We start from the raw sequence: 16,249 nt of genomic DNA on the forward strand, positions 1-16,249 counted from the left end.
CTATGCGTTAGCTTCCTCCGAAGCCGGCTTCCCGGATTCGACCATCACCTTGTTGCGGCCGAGGAAGGCCGTCAGGATCAGGATGAGCAGCCCCGTTCCGATCAGCAGCCATTCGATCTTGATGACGTCCGCTATCGGACCGAAAATGAGCATCCCGATCGGCATCATCGACGTCGAAATCATCCCGAATACGCCGAATATGCGTCCCAAATAGTTTTCTTCGACCTTCTCCTGGATGAGCACCGTCGTCGGGGTATTGAATATCGGCATCGCCACGCCGAACACGGCCATGAAGATCAGGTAGATCCAGAAAACGGGCACGACGCCGAGGGCAAACGTGCAGACGCCCATGATCAGGCTGGCGAACGTCATCGTATACGCTTTGTTGCGGAAGCCTCCCCACGAGGCGATGATGGCGCCGCCGGCCATCATGCCGACCGAGAACGCGATTTCGATGGCGGTCAGCCGCCAGACGTCGTCGCCGAAGCTGCGCGTAACCTGCAGAGGCGTCAAGAAGGCGGCGGGCGCCATCAACACGAAAAACACGGCGAAGAACAGAAAGAACGTTTTCAGGAAGGCGTGGTTCTTAATATAGACCAAGCCTTCCTTGAAATCGCCGAAGTAGCTGGTCGTCTGCTTCTCGGCCGCCTTCTTGTGCACCGGGATTTTGAAGAAGAGCAGCAGCGTCGCGATCGCGAGCGCCGCGGTGACCACGTCGATAAAAAAGATCGCCTCGATGGAAGCCATCGTGAGCAGCGCCGCGCTGACCATTGGCGCGACGAACATCATGACCGCCTGCAGCGTCCCGTTGACGCCGTTCACCCTCGTCAATTGGTCCGCCGGCACGATCTGCGGCAATATGGCGCCGACGGCCGGGGTTTGGATGCCCGTCCCGAGGGCGCGCACGGCGGCCATGACGAACAGCAGCCAATTCTCGTCGTAGCCCGAGAGAAAGACGAGGGCTAGGATCAGCGTCGCGGCCGCAATCATCGCATCCGCCGCGATAATGAGCATTTTCCGATTATAACGGTCCGCCCATACCCCCGCGACGGGGGAGAGGAAGAAGGTAGGGAGGAAGCCGCAAATAATAAACAACGTCATCATAAGGCCAGACTGCGTCGTCAGCGTAATATACCACATGATTGCATACTGAACGAGCGACGAGCCGAAGAGCGATATCGTCTGGCCGCTTAAGAAAAGCACAATATTTCGTTTCCAATTGTTCATGGCATGTTCGTTAGCCGTTTCCATTGTCCCCAACCTTTTCTATTCTTTTTTTTCCATTATTTCTACTTTCTCGTCATTTATTCGAGTATAGCAAACAAAAAGACGCGATGATAGAATGAAATCGATGGATTGAGCCGAAGAATTCGGAAACGAGGAGGAGCCGCCCATGTATCGCGTTCTGCTGGTAGACGACGAGGAGTTTGTCCGGCAAGGGCTGAAGGAGCTGATCGACTGGCCGGCTTGCGGGTTTGAGGTCATGGACGAGGCGGGCAACGGGGAGGACGCGCTGGAGATCATCCGGCGGGAGAAGCCGGAGCTCGTCATTACGGATATCCGGATGCCCGTGCTGGACGGCTTAGGGCTGATTCGCAAAGTTGTGCAGGAAGAGCGGCTGTCTACCTGCTTTATTGTTGTAAGCGGTTACAACGAATTTACTTACGCCCAGCAGGCGGTCAAGTTCGGCGTATGCGATTTTTTGCTTAAGCCCATCGACGAGGCCGCTCTGCAGGAAGCGCTGATTGCCTTGCGCGATAAGCTGAGGCGAGAGGCCGTCCTGCACCGGCAAAGCGATCAGCTGAGGAAGAGCGAGGCCGTCTCGCTGCTGATCAAAGGGGAGTACGACGAGCGTCAAGTTCCGGAGTGGGGAAGCTGGCTCGGCATTCCGCCGGGCAGCCCCGTCTATTACGTATTCGTCGAGGTCAACGACGCGCATCCGTGGAACGATCGGGCGCGGGACGTAACGAATGAGAGGATGATCGAGGAGGTGCGGCATGCCGTCGCCCGCCTCTGTCCCGCCGTGGTCGGCGCGCATGTGCACGAGCACCGGGACCGGCTTGGCCTCGCGATTCCGGCGGCGCATTTGCCTGCGGGGCGCGATATCGGGCAGTTCGCTTCGGCGCTGCAGAAGCGGCTGGCCGGGGCGACGGGCCTGCCCGTGTTCATCTATGCCGGCCAAGCGGCAGACGGCCTGGCGCGCCTGAGAGACGCGTACGAAAGCGCCAAGGACGCGCTGCTCTATAAATTTACCGACGAGGAGCAGACGGTATTTATTTACGAGAACGTGCGGCGCAGTTCCTTGAATTACGTCGTGCTGGACGGCTCCTTCTGCCAGCAGCTGAACGAGGCGATGGAAGAGAAGGACGAAGCGGCCATGGCCCGCGCGGTCGACCGAATTTTCGGCGAATTCCGGAACCGGCTGCTCGCGCCGGAGGCCGTGAAGGCGAGCATTCACCGGTGCGTGTCCGGCATTCTGGAGATGCTGGCGCGGATGGAAGCGGACAAGCGGTCGCTCCGCACGCTTGCGCCGATCATCGCCTGGCAGGACCTGAACATTTCGATGCGCGAGCTGAAGCGGCTGTTCGCGGATTTTGTAACGGAATGCTCGCAATGGATGGCCGGCCGGCGGAAGGAGGCGCTGAGGGGCGGCATACAGAAGATCAAAGCCTATATTGACGCCAACTACGCGAGCAATATGAGCTTGAAGTCGATCGCGGGCCGGTTTTATATGAATCCCGTCTACCTCGGGCAATTGTTCAAGAAAGCGTACGGCGTCTACTTCAACGATTATTTGCTCCGGCTCCGGATCGAGGAAGCGAAGCGGTTGATCCGCCAGACGGATCTGCGCATCTACGAAATCGCGGAGAAGGTCGGGTTCAATAACGCGGAGTATTTCGTCACCCAGTTTGAAAAAATCGAAAGCACGACGCCGACCGAGTACCGGAACAAGTGGCGATAAGCGAGGGCGGGGGACCGAAGTGAAGCGATTGTTCAATTTAAACCATATCCGGCTGCGGAACAAAATGATGATCGTCTACATCCTGTGCGTGTTTTTGCCGGTGGTGCTGACCAACGTAGTATTCTACCAGGTGACGAGCGAAAACGTGAAGAAGCAAAAAATGCAGGACATTTCGCGGGCCTTGGAGCAGATGAATAACGAATTCCGGGCGGAAATCGATGATGCGGTGAACGTTTCATCGGTTTTTTTTACGGACAATAATTTGAATGAAATTTTGGAGGCGGAATACGACAATCCCGCGAGCTACATCGAGGCGTACGACTCGTATTTCCGGCGCATCCTGAACAGCTATACGCCCGTGTATACATCCGTCCAGAACATCAAAATTTATTTGGACAACCCGACGCTGCTGCACTCCGGGGGGATCGGCTATTTATCGGACGAGGTCAAGGAGCTGGATTGGTACAAGAGCCTCGGGGACCGTTCGGCCAACCGGCCGCTGCTCGTCAAGTCGCCGAGGGAGGACCTGCTTGTCCGGGACGGGGAGGAGAATAGCCTCGCCGCCTTCAGCATCGTTCGCCGCATGAATTATTTCGACTCGTCGAACAAGTGGGAGAAGGTGCTGAAGATCGAGCTCAAAATGGACTCGGTCCGGCACATCTTCGCGAATTTGAACGTCGGGGGGACGGTTTATTTATTGAACGGGCAAGGGACGATCGAGTATGCGACGGACGATACCGTCGAACGGCCGGGGAAGCCGGTCGATTACGCGTCCGTCGATCTCCCGGCGGGCACGCTGGAATTTCGGACCGCCTTTCCCGTCAGCAGCTATCTTGACGGGTGGCAGATCGTCGGGCGGGTGTCGGAGGACGAGGTGTTCCGGGAGGTCCGGCGTTCGAGGGAGTTCGTCATCTGGCTGGCGGCGATCAACCTGCTCGCGTCCACCTCCATCATCGTTTGGATATCGAGGTCGCTTACCGCGCGGCTGGGGACGATTCTAAAGCATATGAAGCGGGTGAAGAATCAGCATTTCGATACGATTCCGCAGGAGGTTACCCGGGACGAGATCGGGCAGCTGACCGGCGAATTCAACCGGATGACGCTGCAAATCGAGAGCCTGATCAACGACGTGTACGTGGCGGACATCCAGAAGAAGAGCCTCGAGCTCGAGCGCCAGAAGGCGCAGCTGAACGCGCTGCAAAGCCAGATCAACCCCCATTTCCTGTTCAACGCGCTCGAAACGATCCGGATGCGCAGCGTCATCAAGAAGGAGACCGAGACGGCCAAAATCATTCAGAACATGGCCAAGCTGTTCCGCAGCTCGCTCACCTGGAACAAGGACAAGGTAACGGTGAACGAGGAGGCCGATTTCATCAACTGCTTCCTGGAAATCCAGAAATACCGGTTCGGCGACCGGTTGAATTACGAGGTGAGCATCCGTCCGGACGCCGGCGCCTGCCTCATTCCGAAGCTCGTCTTCCTGCCCTTCGTCGAGAACGCGTGCATGCACGGCATCGAGCAGCTCAAGCAGGGAGGCGACGTCGATCTGCGGATCGGGAGGGAAGGGGATTTTCTCGTCTTCGCCATTCGGGACAACGGCATCGGCATGCAGGCGGAGCAAGTCCGCAAATTCCATCGTTACATGGAGAAGGACGAGGAGCTGGGCGAGCGGATCGGCGTGCAGAACGTCATTTACCGGCTGAAAATGATCTACGGCCACCGGTTCCGCTTCGATCTGGAGAGCGAGCCGGGCCGCGGAACGAGCGTCCAAATCGCCATTCCCGTAGAGGCCGGCGGGCATGAACTATAATTTCTGTAATAAATCCTTTAGTTTATAGGGTAAACAAAGTCTGCTCCGGATCATACAATGAAAGTGCTTTCAAATACGAAGAACTGGGGGCTGACCTACCTTGAAAAAGAAATCGATGGTGCTCGTCGTAACCGTCATGATGCTGTTCTCCGTCGTTGCGGCGGCATGCTCGAGCGGGAACGGCGGCAATACGGAAGGCGGTAACGCGGGCAGCGGCGCAAGCGGCGGCGCGAACAACGCGGCAGGCGGCGAAGAGAAAACGCAGGAAAAAGCGACGTTCACGATCTTTAACGGCGCGGGAGCGGCCAAGGACGTCAACACGAACGAAACGACGATCGGCAAGCTGCTCGAAGACCAGACGGGCGTGAACTTCAAGCTCGAAAATCTGGTCGGAGACCTGAATACGAAGATCGGCACGATGATCGCGTCCAACAAATATCCGGACGCCGCGATCGACGAGGTGCTGGGCGCCGGGGCGTTCATCGACCTGACGGATTTGATCGAGCAGCACGGGCCGAACATCAAGCGGGTATACGGGCCGTATTTCAACCAGATGAAGGCGGAGGACGGCAAAATCTACTTCCTTCCGTTCTCCAACGTCGTCGGCGAATACAACCCGGACCCGAACATTAACCAGGGCGCGTTCTGGGTGCAGCGCCGGGTGCTGAAGGAAGCCGGCTATCCGCAAATCAAAACGATGGATGAATACTTCAAGCTGATCGAAGATTACGTCGCGAAGCATCCGGACGAGGATTTGACCGGGTTCGTCTCGCTGACGCACGACTGGCGCTTCTTCGCGACGACGAATCCGCCGATGCATCTGATGGGCTATCCGAACGACGGCGAAGTGACCGTCGACATGAATACGTTCGAAGCGAAGACGTATTCCGCAAGCGACGCGACGAAGCGCTGGCTGCAGAAGCTGAGCGAGCTCAACGCGAAAGGCTTGTTCGACAAAGCCTCGTTCGTCGACAACTACGACCAATACTTGGCGAAGCTGACCTCCGGCAAGGTGCTGGGCTTCTTCGATTACGGCTGGCAGATCGGCAACGCGCAGAACGTGCTGAAGGACGCGGCGAAGAAGGATCCGGCCAAGGACGATTTCGTCTACTTCCCGCTGCCGGTCACGTTCGACGGCGAGAAGGACCAATACCTCGATCCTCCCGGCTTCGTCAAGAACCGCGGCATCGGCATTACCGTAAGCGCCAAGGATCCGGCGCGGATCGTCCAATACTTCGATAACCTGCTGAAGGAAGAGAACCAGATTCTCAAGAGCTGGGGCATCAAGGGCGAGACGTACGAGGTCGACGAGAACGGCCGCTTCTACCGCACGGCCGAGCAAATCGCGAAGATCGACGAAGCGTTCCGCGAGGAATTCGGCTTCAAATATTACGATTGGAACTGGCCGAACTACGGCACCAACTCCACGCTTGCGGACGGCAACGCGTACGCGCCGGGCCTGCAGCCGGAAGTTTTCCAGATGAGCCTCACCGAGGCCGACAAGACGATTTTGGACAAATACGGCGTAAGGACGTATGCCGAGCTGTTCGCGGCGCCGGATGAGCGTCCGTGGTTCCCGGCATGGGGCATTCCGAAGGAGCAGGGCTCGGAGCCGCAAATGTACGAAACGAAGAAAACCGAGCTTACGAGAAAATATTTCCCTAAGCTGGTGCTCGCAAGCCCGGCGGAATTCGAAAGCGTATGGGCCGAATATATGGGCGAGTTCGGCAAGCTGGACACGGCCGGCTACGAGAAGTTCATGACGGACGAAATCAAGAAGCTCGTCGAGCAAGCCAAGTAACGAATAGAGGAGAGGCCGGCTTCTCGCTCATCGCGCGATGGGCCGGCCTTTCTTCTGCCCGAGTTGCTCCGATTTCGCGCTGGAAGGAGAAAGAGAACGATGGAGAATAACACGGCGGGCATACCAGCCACCGGTGCGATCGCGAAAAAACCGGCAGGCATGGCCAGGTTTTTCAAGCTGCTGCTCCAGCAGCGGGCGCTGGTCGTTATGAGCGTCCCCTTCCTGATCTGGCTGTTTATATTCAAATACATGCCGATGTGGGGTTGGACGATCGCGTTTCAGAAATATAAGCCGGCGCTCGGCTTCTGGGAGCAGGAGTGGGCGGGCCTTACGCATTTCCGCTTTTTGTTCGAGGATGAACGGTTTATTCGGGTATTGCGCAATACGCTCGCAATGAGCGGGATTAACCTGGTGCTTGGCTTCGTCACCGCCATCGCGCTGGCTTTGCTGCTTAACGAGGTCAGGAAGGTTATGTTCAAACGGGTCGTGCAGACCGTCAGCTACTTGCCGCATTTCATCTCCTGGGTCGTGGCGGCGGGCATTATTCAAAGCACGCTGTCGCCGGACGGCATCATAAACGAATTGCTGATGAAGGCAGGCTTTATTAAGGAAGGCGTCTTGTTCCTCGGCATTCCGGAATATTTCTGGACCATCTTCGGAGCCGGGACGGTATGGAAGGACGTAGGCTGGAACACGATCGTCTATTTGGCGGCCATGACGATGATCGATCCCGCGCAATACGAGGCGGCGGAGATGGACGGGGCTGGGCGGTTCAAACGGATGTGGCATATTACGCTGCCGGGGATCAAGCCCGTTATCGTCGTGCTTCTCATTATGAATATCGGCTATTTGATGGAATCGGGATTCGAGCCGCAATACCTGCTTGGCAACGGGATGAACGTCGATTATTCCGAGAATCTTGACATATTCGTATTGAAATACGGCATCGCGCAAAGCAATTTCTCGCTGTCGATCGCGGCGGGCATGTTCAAGACGGTGGTCAGCTTTATTTTGCTGTTCGTCGCGAACAACGTCTCGAAGCGTCTCGGCGAAGCGAGGCTGTACTAGAGAGGAGGCTTACGATGGCGGAAGTAGCGGGGAAAAACAAAAAACGCAGGCCCATGGCGCTTGGCGACCGGCTGTTCGATTACGCGAACTATACGTTTCTGACGCTGCTTATGGTGGTGACCTTGTACCCGTTCCTGAACACGCTGGCCGTCTCGCTGAACGACGCCAACGATTCGATCAAAGGCGGCATCTACGTATGGCCGAGGGAATGGACGCTCGACAACTACAAGTACGTACTGGCCGAGGCGACGATCTTCCACGCGACGATGATCTCGGTGCTGCGGACCGTGATCGGCACGGTGGCGACCGTATTCTGCTCGGCAATGGTCGCCTATACGATCAGCAGGCAGGAATTCGTCCTGCGGAAGTTCGTGACGGTGGCCTTTATTCTGACGATGTACATTAACGGCGGCCTTATTCCCAACTTTCTATTGATCCGGGATCTGGGCTTGATCGACAGCTTCTGGGTGTATATATGGCCGGGCTTGATCGGCGTGTTCAACCTGATCATTATCCGGTCGTTCATCGAAGGGCTGCCGGAGAGCATCCTGGAGTCGGCCCGCATCGACGGCGCCGGGGAGTACCGGAACTTTTTCCACATCGTGCTCCCGCTCTGCACGCCGGTGCTCGCGACGGTCGCGCTCTTTACCGGAGTGTATCAATGGAACCAATGGTTCGACGTGTTCTTGTACAACTCCTCGAACATCGATCTGAGCACGCTGCAGTACGAGCTGCAGAAAATATTGCAAAACTCCAATGCGTCCATGTCCGCCAAGTCGGCGGGCGACGCGTTCGCAAGCGCCGGCAGCCAGGACGCGAACGCGGTCACGCCGTTCTCGATCCGGGCGACGATGACGATCGCCGCATCGTTGCCGATCATTATGGTGTACCCGTTTCTGCAGAAATATTTCGTGAAGGGCATGACGGTTGGCGGCGTTAAAGGTTAACGGGGCTAACAAGGAGGTTAACAAGGCTAACAAAGGCTAGTAACGGCTAGTAATGAATTGAATAGGGAATTCACCGGCCGCTATCGATAACACGGAGGGGATAACATGGCTGTTGCAACGGAAGGTGCTTATTATACGGGGCGATACCGCAACGCGCTTGCGGAGCTCGGCATTCCGGAGGAGGAGATCGCCCGCAGGCTGGAGGACGTATGGGAAGCGCTGTTCGAAGGGGACGAGGATACCCGCATATACTATCCGGTCGGCGACGACTTGGGCTATATGCTCGACACCGGCAATCTCGACGTCCGTTCGGAGGGCATGTCCTACGGCATGATGATGGCCGTTCAGTATGGCCGGAAGGACGTGTTCGACCGGCTCTGGAACTGGACGCATACGTACATGTACATGACGGAGGGTCTCCATGCCGGCTACTTCGCGTGGTCGTGCAATCCGGACGGCTCCCGGCGGTCGAACGGTCCGGCGCCGGACGGCGAGGAATATTTCGCCATGGCGCTGTTCTTCGCCTCCCATCGATGGGGAGACGGACCCGCGCCGTTCGATTACGGCAAGCAGGCGCGGGATTTGCTGCGCACCTGCCTCCACAGAGGGGAGGACGGCGAAGGATACCCGATGTGGAATCCGCAAAATAAACTGATCAAATTCATACCCGACTGCGAATATTCCGACCCGTCGTACCACCTGCCGCATTTTTACGAGCTGTTCGCCTTGTGGGCGTATCCGGAGGATCGCGATTTCTGGAAGGAGGCGGCGGAAGCGAGCAGGTCCTACCTGCAAATCGCCTGCCATCCGGAGACCGGGCTGGCGCCCGAGTACGCCCATTACGACGGCACGCCGAACAACGACAAGGGCTACGGCCATTTCTTCAGCGATTCTTACCGCGTGGCGGCCAACATCGGGCTGGACGGCGCATGGTTCGGGGCCGATGAGCGGCTCGTCGGGATCGTGAACCGCATCCAGGCGTTCTTCGCGGACAAGAGCCCGGAGGACTATCGGAGGTACCGTATCGACGGCGAGCCGTTCGAGGAGAAGTCGCTTCATCCGGTCGGCCTGCTGGCCGCGAACGCGATGGCCTCGCTCGCCGCGGCGGGGCCGCATGCGGAGGACGCCGTCCGGCTGTTCTGGCGGACGCCCGTCCGGACCGGGGTCAGGCGGTATTACGACAACTGCTTGTACCTGTTCGCCCTGCTCGCGTTAAGCGGCCGGTACCGGATTTGGAAATAGAAGAGGAGACGACTTCAGGCTCACGCGGCTTGGAGTCGTCTTTTTCTTGTATTTAGGTTAATGAGCGAAGGCGCTAGTTATCAAAAGGCCCCCCGTTTCCCGCCCAACAGGCCGCTATCGCGCCATATTGACGAAATCAGGTCTAAAAATTAGACCTGATTGCCCTAAAACCACCAATTTTCCGCAATCAGGTCTAAAATTTAGACCTGATGCCTTCGTTTCCCGCCCAACAGGCGTCTTCCGCACCATTATAACGAAATCAGGTCTAAAAAATAGACCTGATTGCCCTAAAACCACCTATTTTCCGCAATCAGATCTAAAATTTAGACCTGCCGCCTCCGTTTCCCATCAAACGGGGTTGAAGCCGTCAGCGGCCAGTATTTAAAGCAAACCTCTTCGCCAATTCCTCCTGCGTAAACGGCTTCTTCCTCCCCCAATGGACGACCCGGACCAGGTAAGGCGCCTTCGGGTCCTTCATATGGTAGAAGCCGGGAATGCGCATGACCCTCTTCAGGTTCGTAATGAGCGGGTCGCCCCCGAACCTCGCCGCCAGCGCCTGCTGAAGGGGGACGAACTTCGCGAGGCTGCCGCCCTCGATCGCCCAATAAACGTGGAAGCCGTTGCCCGTCTCGACGATCATCGCGTCCTTGAAGCGGTCGCGGTACCGATTCAGAAACGCGGTCTTCAGCCGGCCCACCCTCGCCTTCGTCCGCCGGGCAACGATCCGGTACTTTCCTCGCTTCGACCGGGTGATCTCGACGGAGGCGAGCTTCTCCGCGCGATCCGCTCGCAGCCGCTCCGCTATCCGCTTCGCTTGCTCCATCGTGTCCGCCTCCGCGGCGATCTTATTCAGGTCCACGTCGATAAACTGCGCCCGGATGCCGTTGATTTCGCCGCTCTTCTCCTCCCTCCGGTTAATTTCCATGAATACCGCGTAACCTTTCGCGTTCGCGCTGAACACGTGCACCGGCTGGCCAGTGCCTGTAACGAGCTTCATTTGCGACACTTGCGGTTCGATCGCTCCGAGTTCCTTATTCAGGGCGAACGCCGGCTTGCGGGAGGCGGAATGGCTGCGGCCGCTTGCGCCAATGGCGTCGTGGACCAAAATAAAATGGAGCCGCTCGTTCTCCTTGCAGCCGAGCTTTCGGATGAAACGGTGCGCCTGCCGGGAGCTGCGGCGCAATAGGCCGGAATAGCCGGGTGAATTCGGTTTCATAGCTCACATCCACATCCTTCATATAGGCTTCTATACAAGCAATGATTTTGGCTTACACAAGCATATTCCGGCCCGGGGCGGCGAGTGTGAGCGGCGGAACCCATTTTTCGGCCCGAAAATACATGGAGCAGCCTCTCCAAAGCGATGGAGAAGCTGAAGCAGCCGCTTCGACTTCGCGCGCAACGGCTGTGCGGAATCGGCTGTGCGCCGATCCATGAATTTGCTGTTTCTTCCGCCCGGACGGGATGTTAGAATAGCAATACCTTGCCGGCCTCCCAGGGGAGGGCGGCGTGAGTCCCGCAGCGACAGGAGTCGGCGCGCGAAAATGTAAACGCTATCTTAGGCGCGGGTGCGGGCCGCCGGAACTTAACATGAAGGAGATGATCGGCGTTGAACCCTTATAAGGTCGTGATCGTCGACGACGAAATTTTGGCGATACGGCATTTGAAGCAGTTGATCGATTGGCAGGCGCATGGCTTCGAGGTTGCCGGCGAATCCGCCAATCCCGCCAAGGCGCTGGAGCTATGCCATAAGCTGAAGCCGGATCTCGTGTTCGTCGACATCCGGATGCCCGTCATGAACGGGCTGGATTTCACCCGAAGGCTGCTCGAAGCGGGCTTTCCGGTCAAGGTCGTCCTGTTGACGTCCTACAAGGAATTCGAATACGCGCGCGAGGCGGTGAAGCTTGGCGTCGTTAACTATATGCTGAAGCATGACGTGCAGGCGGAGAGCCTGACCGAGGAGCTGGACCGGATCAGGCAGGAGCTTGAGCATGAGCGGCAGCGCGAAGGGATGATCCGGCGCCAGCTGTTAGCCGATATGCTCGCCGGTCGCGTCCCGGCCGATCATCAGATCGAGCGGCTGACGCAGTTCGCGAAGAGCCTCGGCGACGAGCTGCTTCTGCTGCTTCTGAAGGAGGATCGGCCCTTTCCCGTGCTGCCGATCATGGAGGAGGCGGGAGGATCGGCTCCGGCGAAGCTGCGGCTGCTCCCTCTGCCTCATCCGACCGTTGCGGCGGTGGAACTAATGCCGCTTAAGGCGGGAGAGTTCGCCGTCTTGCTGGCCGTGAAGCGAATGCCGAGCCGGCGGGAGCTGAGGGAGGGGCTGACCGGGGCATGCCGGTCCATTCAAGGAAATTTCGAGACGCAAAACGGCAAGACCGCGTCGATCGTTCTCTCCCGCCCTTTCGCCCGGCTGACGGAGCTGGGCGACGCGTTCGAGGAGCTGGAGCGGCTGCGGCGAAGGATGCCGCGGACGGGGCGGAGTCAAATCCGGTTTTCCGATGAGACGCTCCCCCCGCGCGAGGAGCCGGAACCGATTCCCGCCGCCCTGCTGGATGCAGCCGCATCCAGCCTGGAAGGCGGCGATCCCGCGTCGGTAAGCGCCACGATGGAAAGCTTGTTCCTGCATGCCGCCGGCGATGAAGCGCTGACGGCCGTTTGCCGCGAGCTCCTTCGCGTATTGGACAAATTCAGGGCGAGCCACGGCCTGGCCGCGACGGACAAGCTGATGGCCGATGGCCGGATCGATCCGGCTTGCTGGTACCGGCTTGCCGACATCCGCGACTGGTTCGCCGCGATGTACCGCGAGGCGCGGGAGGAGGCGGAGCGTCATTCCACCGCCCGCTATTCGAAGAAGATTCGTCAAGCGCTTGCGTTTATTCACGACCATTATTCGGACGAATTGACGACCGAAAGCATCGCCGGGAAGCTCGGGATCAGCGGCGACCATCTGAGGCATCTCTTCAAGGAAGAGACCGGCCGGACGCTCCTCGACTACGTGACGGAGGTGCGAATGAAGAAGGCGGGCGAGTTGCTCCTGGCGGGAAGGCACAAAATTTACGAAATCGCCGAAATGGTCGGCTACGGCAGCAGCCAATATTTCAGCCAGGTGTTTCGCAAAAAAATGGGCGTCAATCCGCTCGATTACGTCGAAGGGCGGGGGTAAGCGGCGATGCGGATGAAAATAAGGACGAAAATCGTGGCCAGCACGGCGCTGGTCGTCTCGCTGTCGCTGCTGTTAAGCGGCTTGTTCACGTACCAATACGTCATCGGCATCATCCGGGAGCAGTCGGTCAAGGACAGCCGGACGAAGCTGGAGCAAATCTCGTCCCAAATCCAGAAAATGCAGGAGCAGGTTGCGAAGACGGCCGAGTACGTCATTACGGACACGGAGCTGAACGAATCGCTGCTCGAGGCGCCGGGCATGAGCCTGGAGCAGGAATATTTCAAGAAGGTCGCCATCCAGGAGAAGCTGCAGCGGTTCATCGCGCTCAATTCGACCGTCACGAACGTGCTGATCGTGCGCGGGGACGGCGAATTTTTTTCCGCCTTTTCCGGCTATGACGACTATTACAAGCAGTATTTGAGCCAGCCATGGTTCACCGGGTTGCAGGAGAAGCGGGTCCAGAAGGGCTTCTCGGTGCCCCATGATTCGTTTCACTTGAGCAAAATGCAAACCGGAATCAGCTACGTCGTCAATTACCGCAACGAGCTGAGCCTGACGTCGCCCCATTACACGCTCGTGCTCGACATTTATTATCCGGAGCTGAAGAACGTGTTTAACGACAGCCGCGGCGATTTCGAGCAGATTCGGCTGCTGAATCAGGACGGGGCGCCGATCGTCAGCAGCCCAGAGAGAACGGCGGCCGACCATACGGTGCTCATTCAAGGCGGCCTCGCCGACCCGGAACGGCCGTACGCCGAGAATGACGACTATATCGTCATCACGAACCGCTCCATGAAGGAAGGCTGGAAACAGGCGGCAATCATCTCGAAGGAGAAGCTGTTTCACAAAATCAACAAGATTCTCGTTTATTACATTTGGATCATTATTTCGAGCCTTGTCTTCACCCTGATCCTTATTCTTCCGGTTATTTTCAACATTACGAAGCCGATATCCCGGCTGGTGAGCGCCATGAAGCGCGTGTCGGTAGGGGATTTCAATACGAGCATCGCGATCCGCAGCGGCGACGAGCTCGAAATATTGGGCGGGGGGTTTAACCGAATGGTGTCGGAGATCAAGGCGCATATGGCGGCCTCGCTGCAGAACGAGGAAACGAAGCAAAGGATGCAGATCGAGCTGCTGCTGTCGCAGATCAATCCGCATTTTATTTACAACACGTTAAATACGCTTATATACCTCTCCCACGCCGAACGGAGCCGCGATGCCGCGAAGATCGCACTGGCGCTGATCGGCATTTTGCAGGATTCGATGAAGGTCGGGGACGGCTTCTCCACCGTAAGCGAGGAGCGGAGCATCGTGGAGAGGTACGTGGACATCCAGCAATTCCGTTACCCGGACAGGTTCGCCGTCGAATGGGACATCGAAGAGGAGGCGCGGGACGCGGTCATTCCGAAGATGGTCATCCAGCCGCTGGTGGAGAACGCCCTGTTCCACGGCATATGTCCGATGGACGGGCAGGGCACGATCCGCATACGAACCGTCCTGGAGGGCGAGACGCTGACCGTCTCGGTCGAGGACGACGGGGTCGGAATGGACGAAGCGACCTGGCGGCTTAAGCTTCGCAGCCCCGAAGCGGCGGGAACGAGCAATCAGACGAGAGGCATCGGCCTGCGAAATATTAAAGAGCGCATCCGTTTCCTGTACGGCCCGGCCTTCGGCCTGAGCGTGGAGAGCGAGCCCGGCGTCGGCACGAGAGTCGTCCTGAAGCTCCCGTTCAGGCAATGGCGGCAGGCGGCGGGAGGAGCGATCCCCGGATTCGATACAAAATAGCCGTTTTGCATCGTTCAAGGAGAGCCGCCGCGCTGTTAAGATGGGATTGCAAGCGCTTACCAATTAAGGGATGGAGGGGTTCACATGAGCTTTGGGAAAGGAAAAAGCCGGTCTTCCGCGCTTCTGCTGTTCATCCTGTTCGCCATGCTTCTTGCAGGCTGCGGCGCCGGCCCGGCGGGCAGCAACACCGATTCGCAGCCGTCGCCGGCAGGCACGGACGCAGGGACGGCCGAAGGAGACGGCGCCAAGGATCCGAAGCAAATCTCGGCCACGATCAAGGTGTGGGACTGGGACGAGGCGTTCCACGAAACGATGATACCCGAATTCAATAAGCTGTACCCGAACATTAAAGTGGAATATACCGTCGTGAGCAATACCGATTATTTGCAGAAGCTGCAGAGCGGGATCGTATCCGGCTCGGATATCCCGGACGTCATTATGGGAGAGGTCGGCTACCGCGGCAAGCTGTTCGATCTGGATATTCTGGACGATTTGGAGGGCGCGCCGTACAACTTCCAGAGAGAGCAAATGCTCGATTACGTCGTGCCGCTGATGACGAACTCGGAGGACAAATTGGTCGGGATCGAGCAGCAGATCGCGGTAGCGGGCCTTGCCTATAGAAGGGATCTGGCCAAGGAATATTTGGGGACGGATAACCCGGACGAGATCGAGGGCATGATCAAGGATTGGGATGCCTTCACGGCCAAAGGAATCGAGATCAAGGAGAAGAGCGGCGGCAAGGTGCTGATGCTCCCCGGCCTGCTCGACGCTTACTTCGTTCTTAACGGGCAGAGGGGGATGGAATACATCAAAGGGGAAGACATCGACCTGACGGGCAAAATGAAACCGACGCTGGACCGGCTGTTCGATATGAGGGATAAGGGCATCATCGGCAAATTGGAGAACGGCTCCCCTTCATGGGCGGCTTCCTTCGCAAGCGGCGATTACCTCTTCTATCCGTCCGCGACCTGGAGCCCGAAGTGGCAGGTGGCCGCGAACGACAAAGACGGCTCGGGCCGCTGGGGGCTCGTGGCCGCTCCGGAAGGCAGCTTCACGCTGGGCGGCACGTCGGTGAGCGTCTATAAGGACAGCAAGGTGAAGGAAGCGGCATGGGCGTACATGAACTTCTGCTACTTGTCCGACGAAGGCACGAAGATCGCCGCGGAGAAATTCGGCTTCCTGCCGGGCGTGAAGTCGTTCTACGAGAATAATCGGGAGCTTATCGACAAAGGCTCGGAGTTCGACGCGTTTTTCGGCGGACAGAACCTGTCGAAGTATTTCGTCGAGAAGGTGGTGCCGGGCGTCAGCGGACAGCCGCAGACGAAGTATGAGGCGATCGTCACGCAAGCCTTCAAGACGCTCTATCCGCTGTGGACCAAGGACGCGTCGATCGACGCCAATACGGCCATGAGCAAATATATCGACGAAGTGAAGAGCAAAGCGCGCGACGCGAACGTGAAGTAAGAGG

11 protein-coding genes are annotated in these 16,249 nt (G+C 57.9%); 9 read left to right on the forward strand and 2 right to left on the reverse strand.

The features are described 5' to 3' along the window. Entirely contained in the window at positions 1-1,251 is a 1,251-nt protein-coding gene (locus IDH41_RS19770; RefSeq protein WP_190864076.1) for an MFS transporter, read from the reverse strand. A gap of 142 nt (positions 1,252-1,393) precedes the next feature. Here IDH41_RS19770 and IDH41_RS19775 point away from each other — a divergent pair, with 142 nt between their 5' ends. The 6 genes from IDH41_RS19775 to IDH41_RS19800 all read left to right on the forward strand — a co-directional run bounded on the left by IDH41_RS19775 (position 1,394) and on the right by IDH41_RS19800 (position 9,830). Then, positions 1,394-2,962 (forward strand): response regulator transcription factor, encoded by a 1,569-nt coding sequence (locus IDH41_RS19775; RefSeq protein WP_190864078.1) that lies wholly within the window; start codon positions 1,394-1,396, stop codon positions 2,960-2,962. A 19-nt stretch (positions 2,963-2,981) separates the two neighbouring features. After that, positions 2,982-4,772, forward strand: coding sequence for a cache domain-containing sensor histidine kinase (locus IDH41_RS19780; protein WP_190864080.1), 1,791 nt, complete (start codon positions 2,982-2,984; stop codon positions 4,770-4,772). Between the two features lie 100 nt (positions 4,773-4,872). Further along, complete coding sequence (locus tag IDH41_RS19785; protein WP_397328271.1) at positions 4,873-6,573, forward strand: ABC transporter substrate-binding protein; 1,701 nt, start codon at positions 4,873-4,875, stop codon at positions 6,571-6,573. Between the two features lie 159 nt (positions 6,574-6,732). Beyond that, the gene (locus tag IDH41_RS19790) at positions 6,733-7,641 is read left to right on the forward strand and encodes an ABC transporter permease (RefSeq protein ID WP_223829886.1); all 909 of its coding nucleotides are present in this window, start codon (positions 6,733-6,735) and stop codon (positions 7,639-7,641) included. A 14-nt stretch (positions 7,642-7,655) separates the two neighbouring features. Then, positions 7,656-8,588, forward strand: coding sequence for a carbohydrate ABC transporter permease (locus IDH41_RS19795; RefSeq protein WP_190864085.1), 933 nt, complete (start codon positions 7,656-7,658; stop codon positions 8,586-8,588). A gap of 105 nt (positions 8,589-8,693) precedes the next feature. Next, on the forward strand, positions 8,694-9,830 hold the full coding sequence (locus IDH41_RS19800) for a glycosyl hydrolase family 8 (protein WP_190864086.1): 1,137 nt from the start codon (positions 8,694-8,696) through the stop codon (positions 9,828-9,830). Between the two features lie 367 nt (positions 9,831-10,197). On the opposite strand, the gene IDH41_RS19805 is transcribed toward IDH41_RS19800, so the two are convergent. Continuing rightward, the gene (locus tag IDH41_RS19805; RefSeq protein ID WP_190864089.1) at positions 10,198-11,046 is read right to left on the reverse strand and encodes a DNA-primase RepB domain-containing protein; all 849 of its coding nucleotides are present in this window, start codon (positions 11,044-11,046) and stop codon (positions 10,198-10,200) included. 390 nt (positions 11,047-11,436) lie between these two features. On the opposite strand from IDH41_RS19805, the gene IDH41_RS19810 reads away from it, so the two are divergent. The 3 genes from IDH41_RS19810 to IDH41_RS19820 all read left to right on the forward strand — a co-directional run bounded on the left by IDH41_RS19810 (position 11,437) and on the right by IDH41_RS19820 (position 16,245). Then, positions 11,437-12,993: a response regulator gene (locus IDH41_RS19810; RefSeq protein ID WP_190864090.1), complete on the forward strand. Its 1,557-nt coding sequence runs from the start codon at positions 11,437-11,439 to the stop codon at positions 12,991-12,993. Between the two features lie 6 nt (positions 12,994-12,999). Continuing rightward, a complete protein-coding gene (locus IDH41_RS19815; RefSeq protein ID WP_190864092.1) occupies positions 13,000-14,781 on the forward strand; it encodes a sensor histidine kinase in 1,782 nt (593 codons plus the stop codon). Between the two features lie 84 nt (positions 14,782-14,865). Beyond that, a complete protein-coding gene (locus IDH41_RS19820) occupies positions 14,866-16,245 on the forward strand; it encodes an ABC transporter substrate-binding protein (protein WP_190864094.1) in 1,380 nt (459 codons plus the stop codon). Positions 16,246-16,249: the final 4 nt, after the last annotated feature.

The sequence above is a fragment of the Paenibacillus arenilitoris genome (assembly GCF_014705655.1).
In the GTDB taxonomy this organism is placed as follows: domain Bacteria; phylum Bacillota; class Bacilli; order Paenibacillales; family Paenibacillaceae; genus Pristimantibacillus; species Pristimantibacillus arenilitoris.

Excerpts from the sequence above, each read along its gene's own strand:
- IDH41_RS19770 (WP_190864076.1), bottom strand. The coding sequence starts at position 1,251 with ATGGAAACGGCTAACGAACATGCCATGAACAATTGGAAACGAAATATT.
- IDH41_RS19775 (WP_190864078.1), top strand. The coding sequence starts at position 1,394 with ATGTATCGCGTTCTGCTGGTAGACGACGAGGAGTTTGTCCGGCAAGGG.
- IDH41_RS19790 (WP_223829886.1), top strand. The coding sequence starts at position 6,733 with ATGGCCAGGTTTTTCAAGCTGCTGCTCCAGCAGCGGGCGCTGGTCGTT.
- IDH41_RS19795 (WP_190864085.1), top strand. The coding sequence starts at position 7,656 with ATGGCGGAAGTAGCGGGGAAAAACAAAAAACGCAGGCCCATGGCGCTT.
- IDH41_RS19800 (WP_190864086.1), top strand. The coding sequence starts at position 8,694 with ATGGCTGTTGCAACGGAAGGTGCTTATTATACGGGGCGATACCGCAAC.
- IDH41_RS19805 (WP_190864089.1), bottom strand. The coding sequence starts at position 11,046 with ATGAAACCGAATTCACCCGGCTATTCCGGCCTATTGCGCCGCAGCTCC.
- IDH41_RS19815 (WP_190864092.1), top strand. The coding sequence starts at position 13,000 with ATGCGGATGAAAATAAGGACGAAAATCGTGGCCAGCACGGCGCTGGTC.
- IDH41_RS19820 (WP_190864094.1), top strand. The coding sequence starts at position 14,866 with ATGAGCTTTGGGAAAGGAAAAAGCCGGTCTTCCGCGCTTCTGCTGTTC.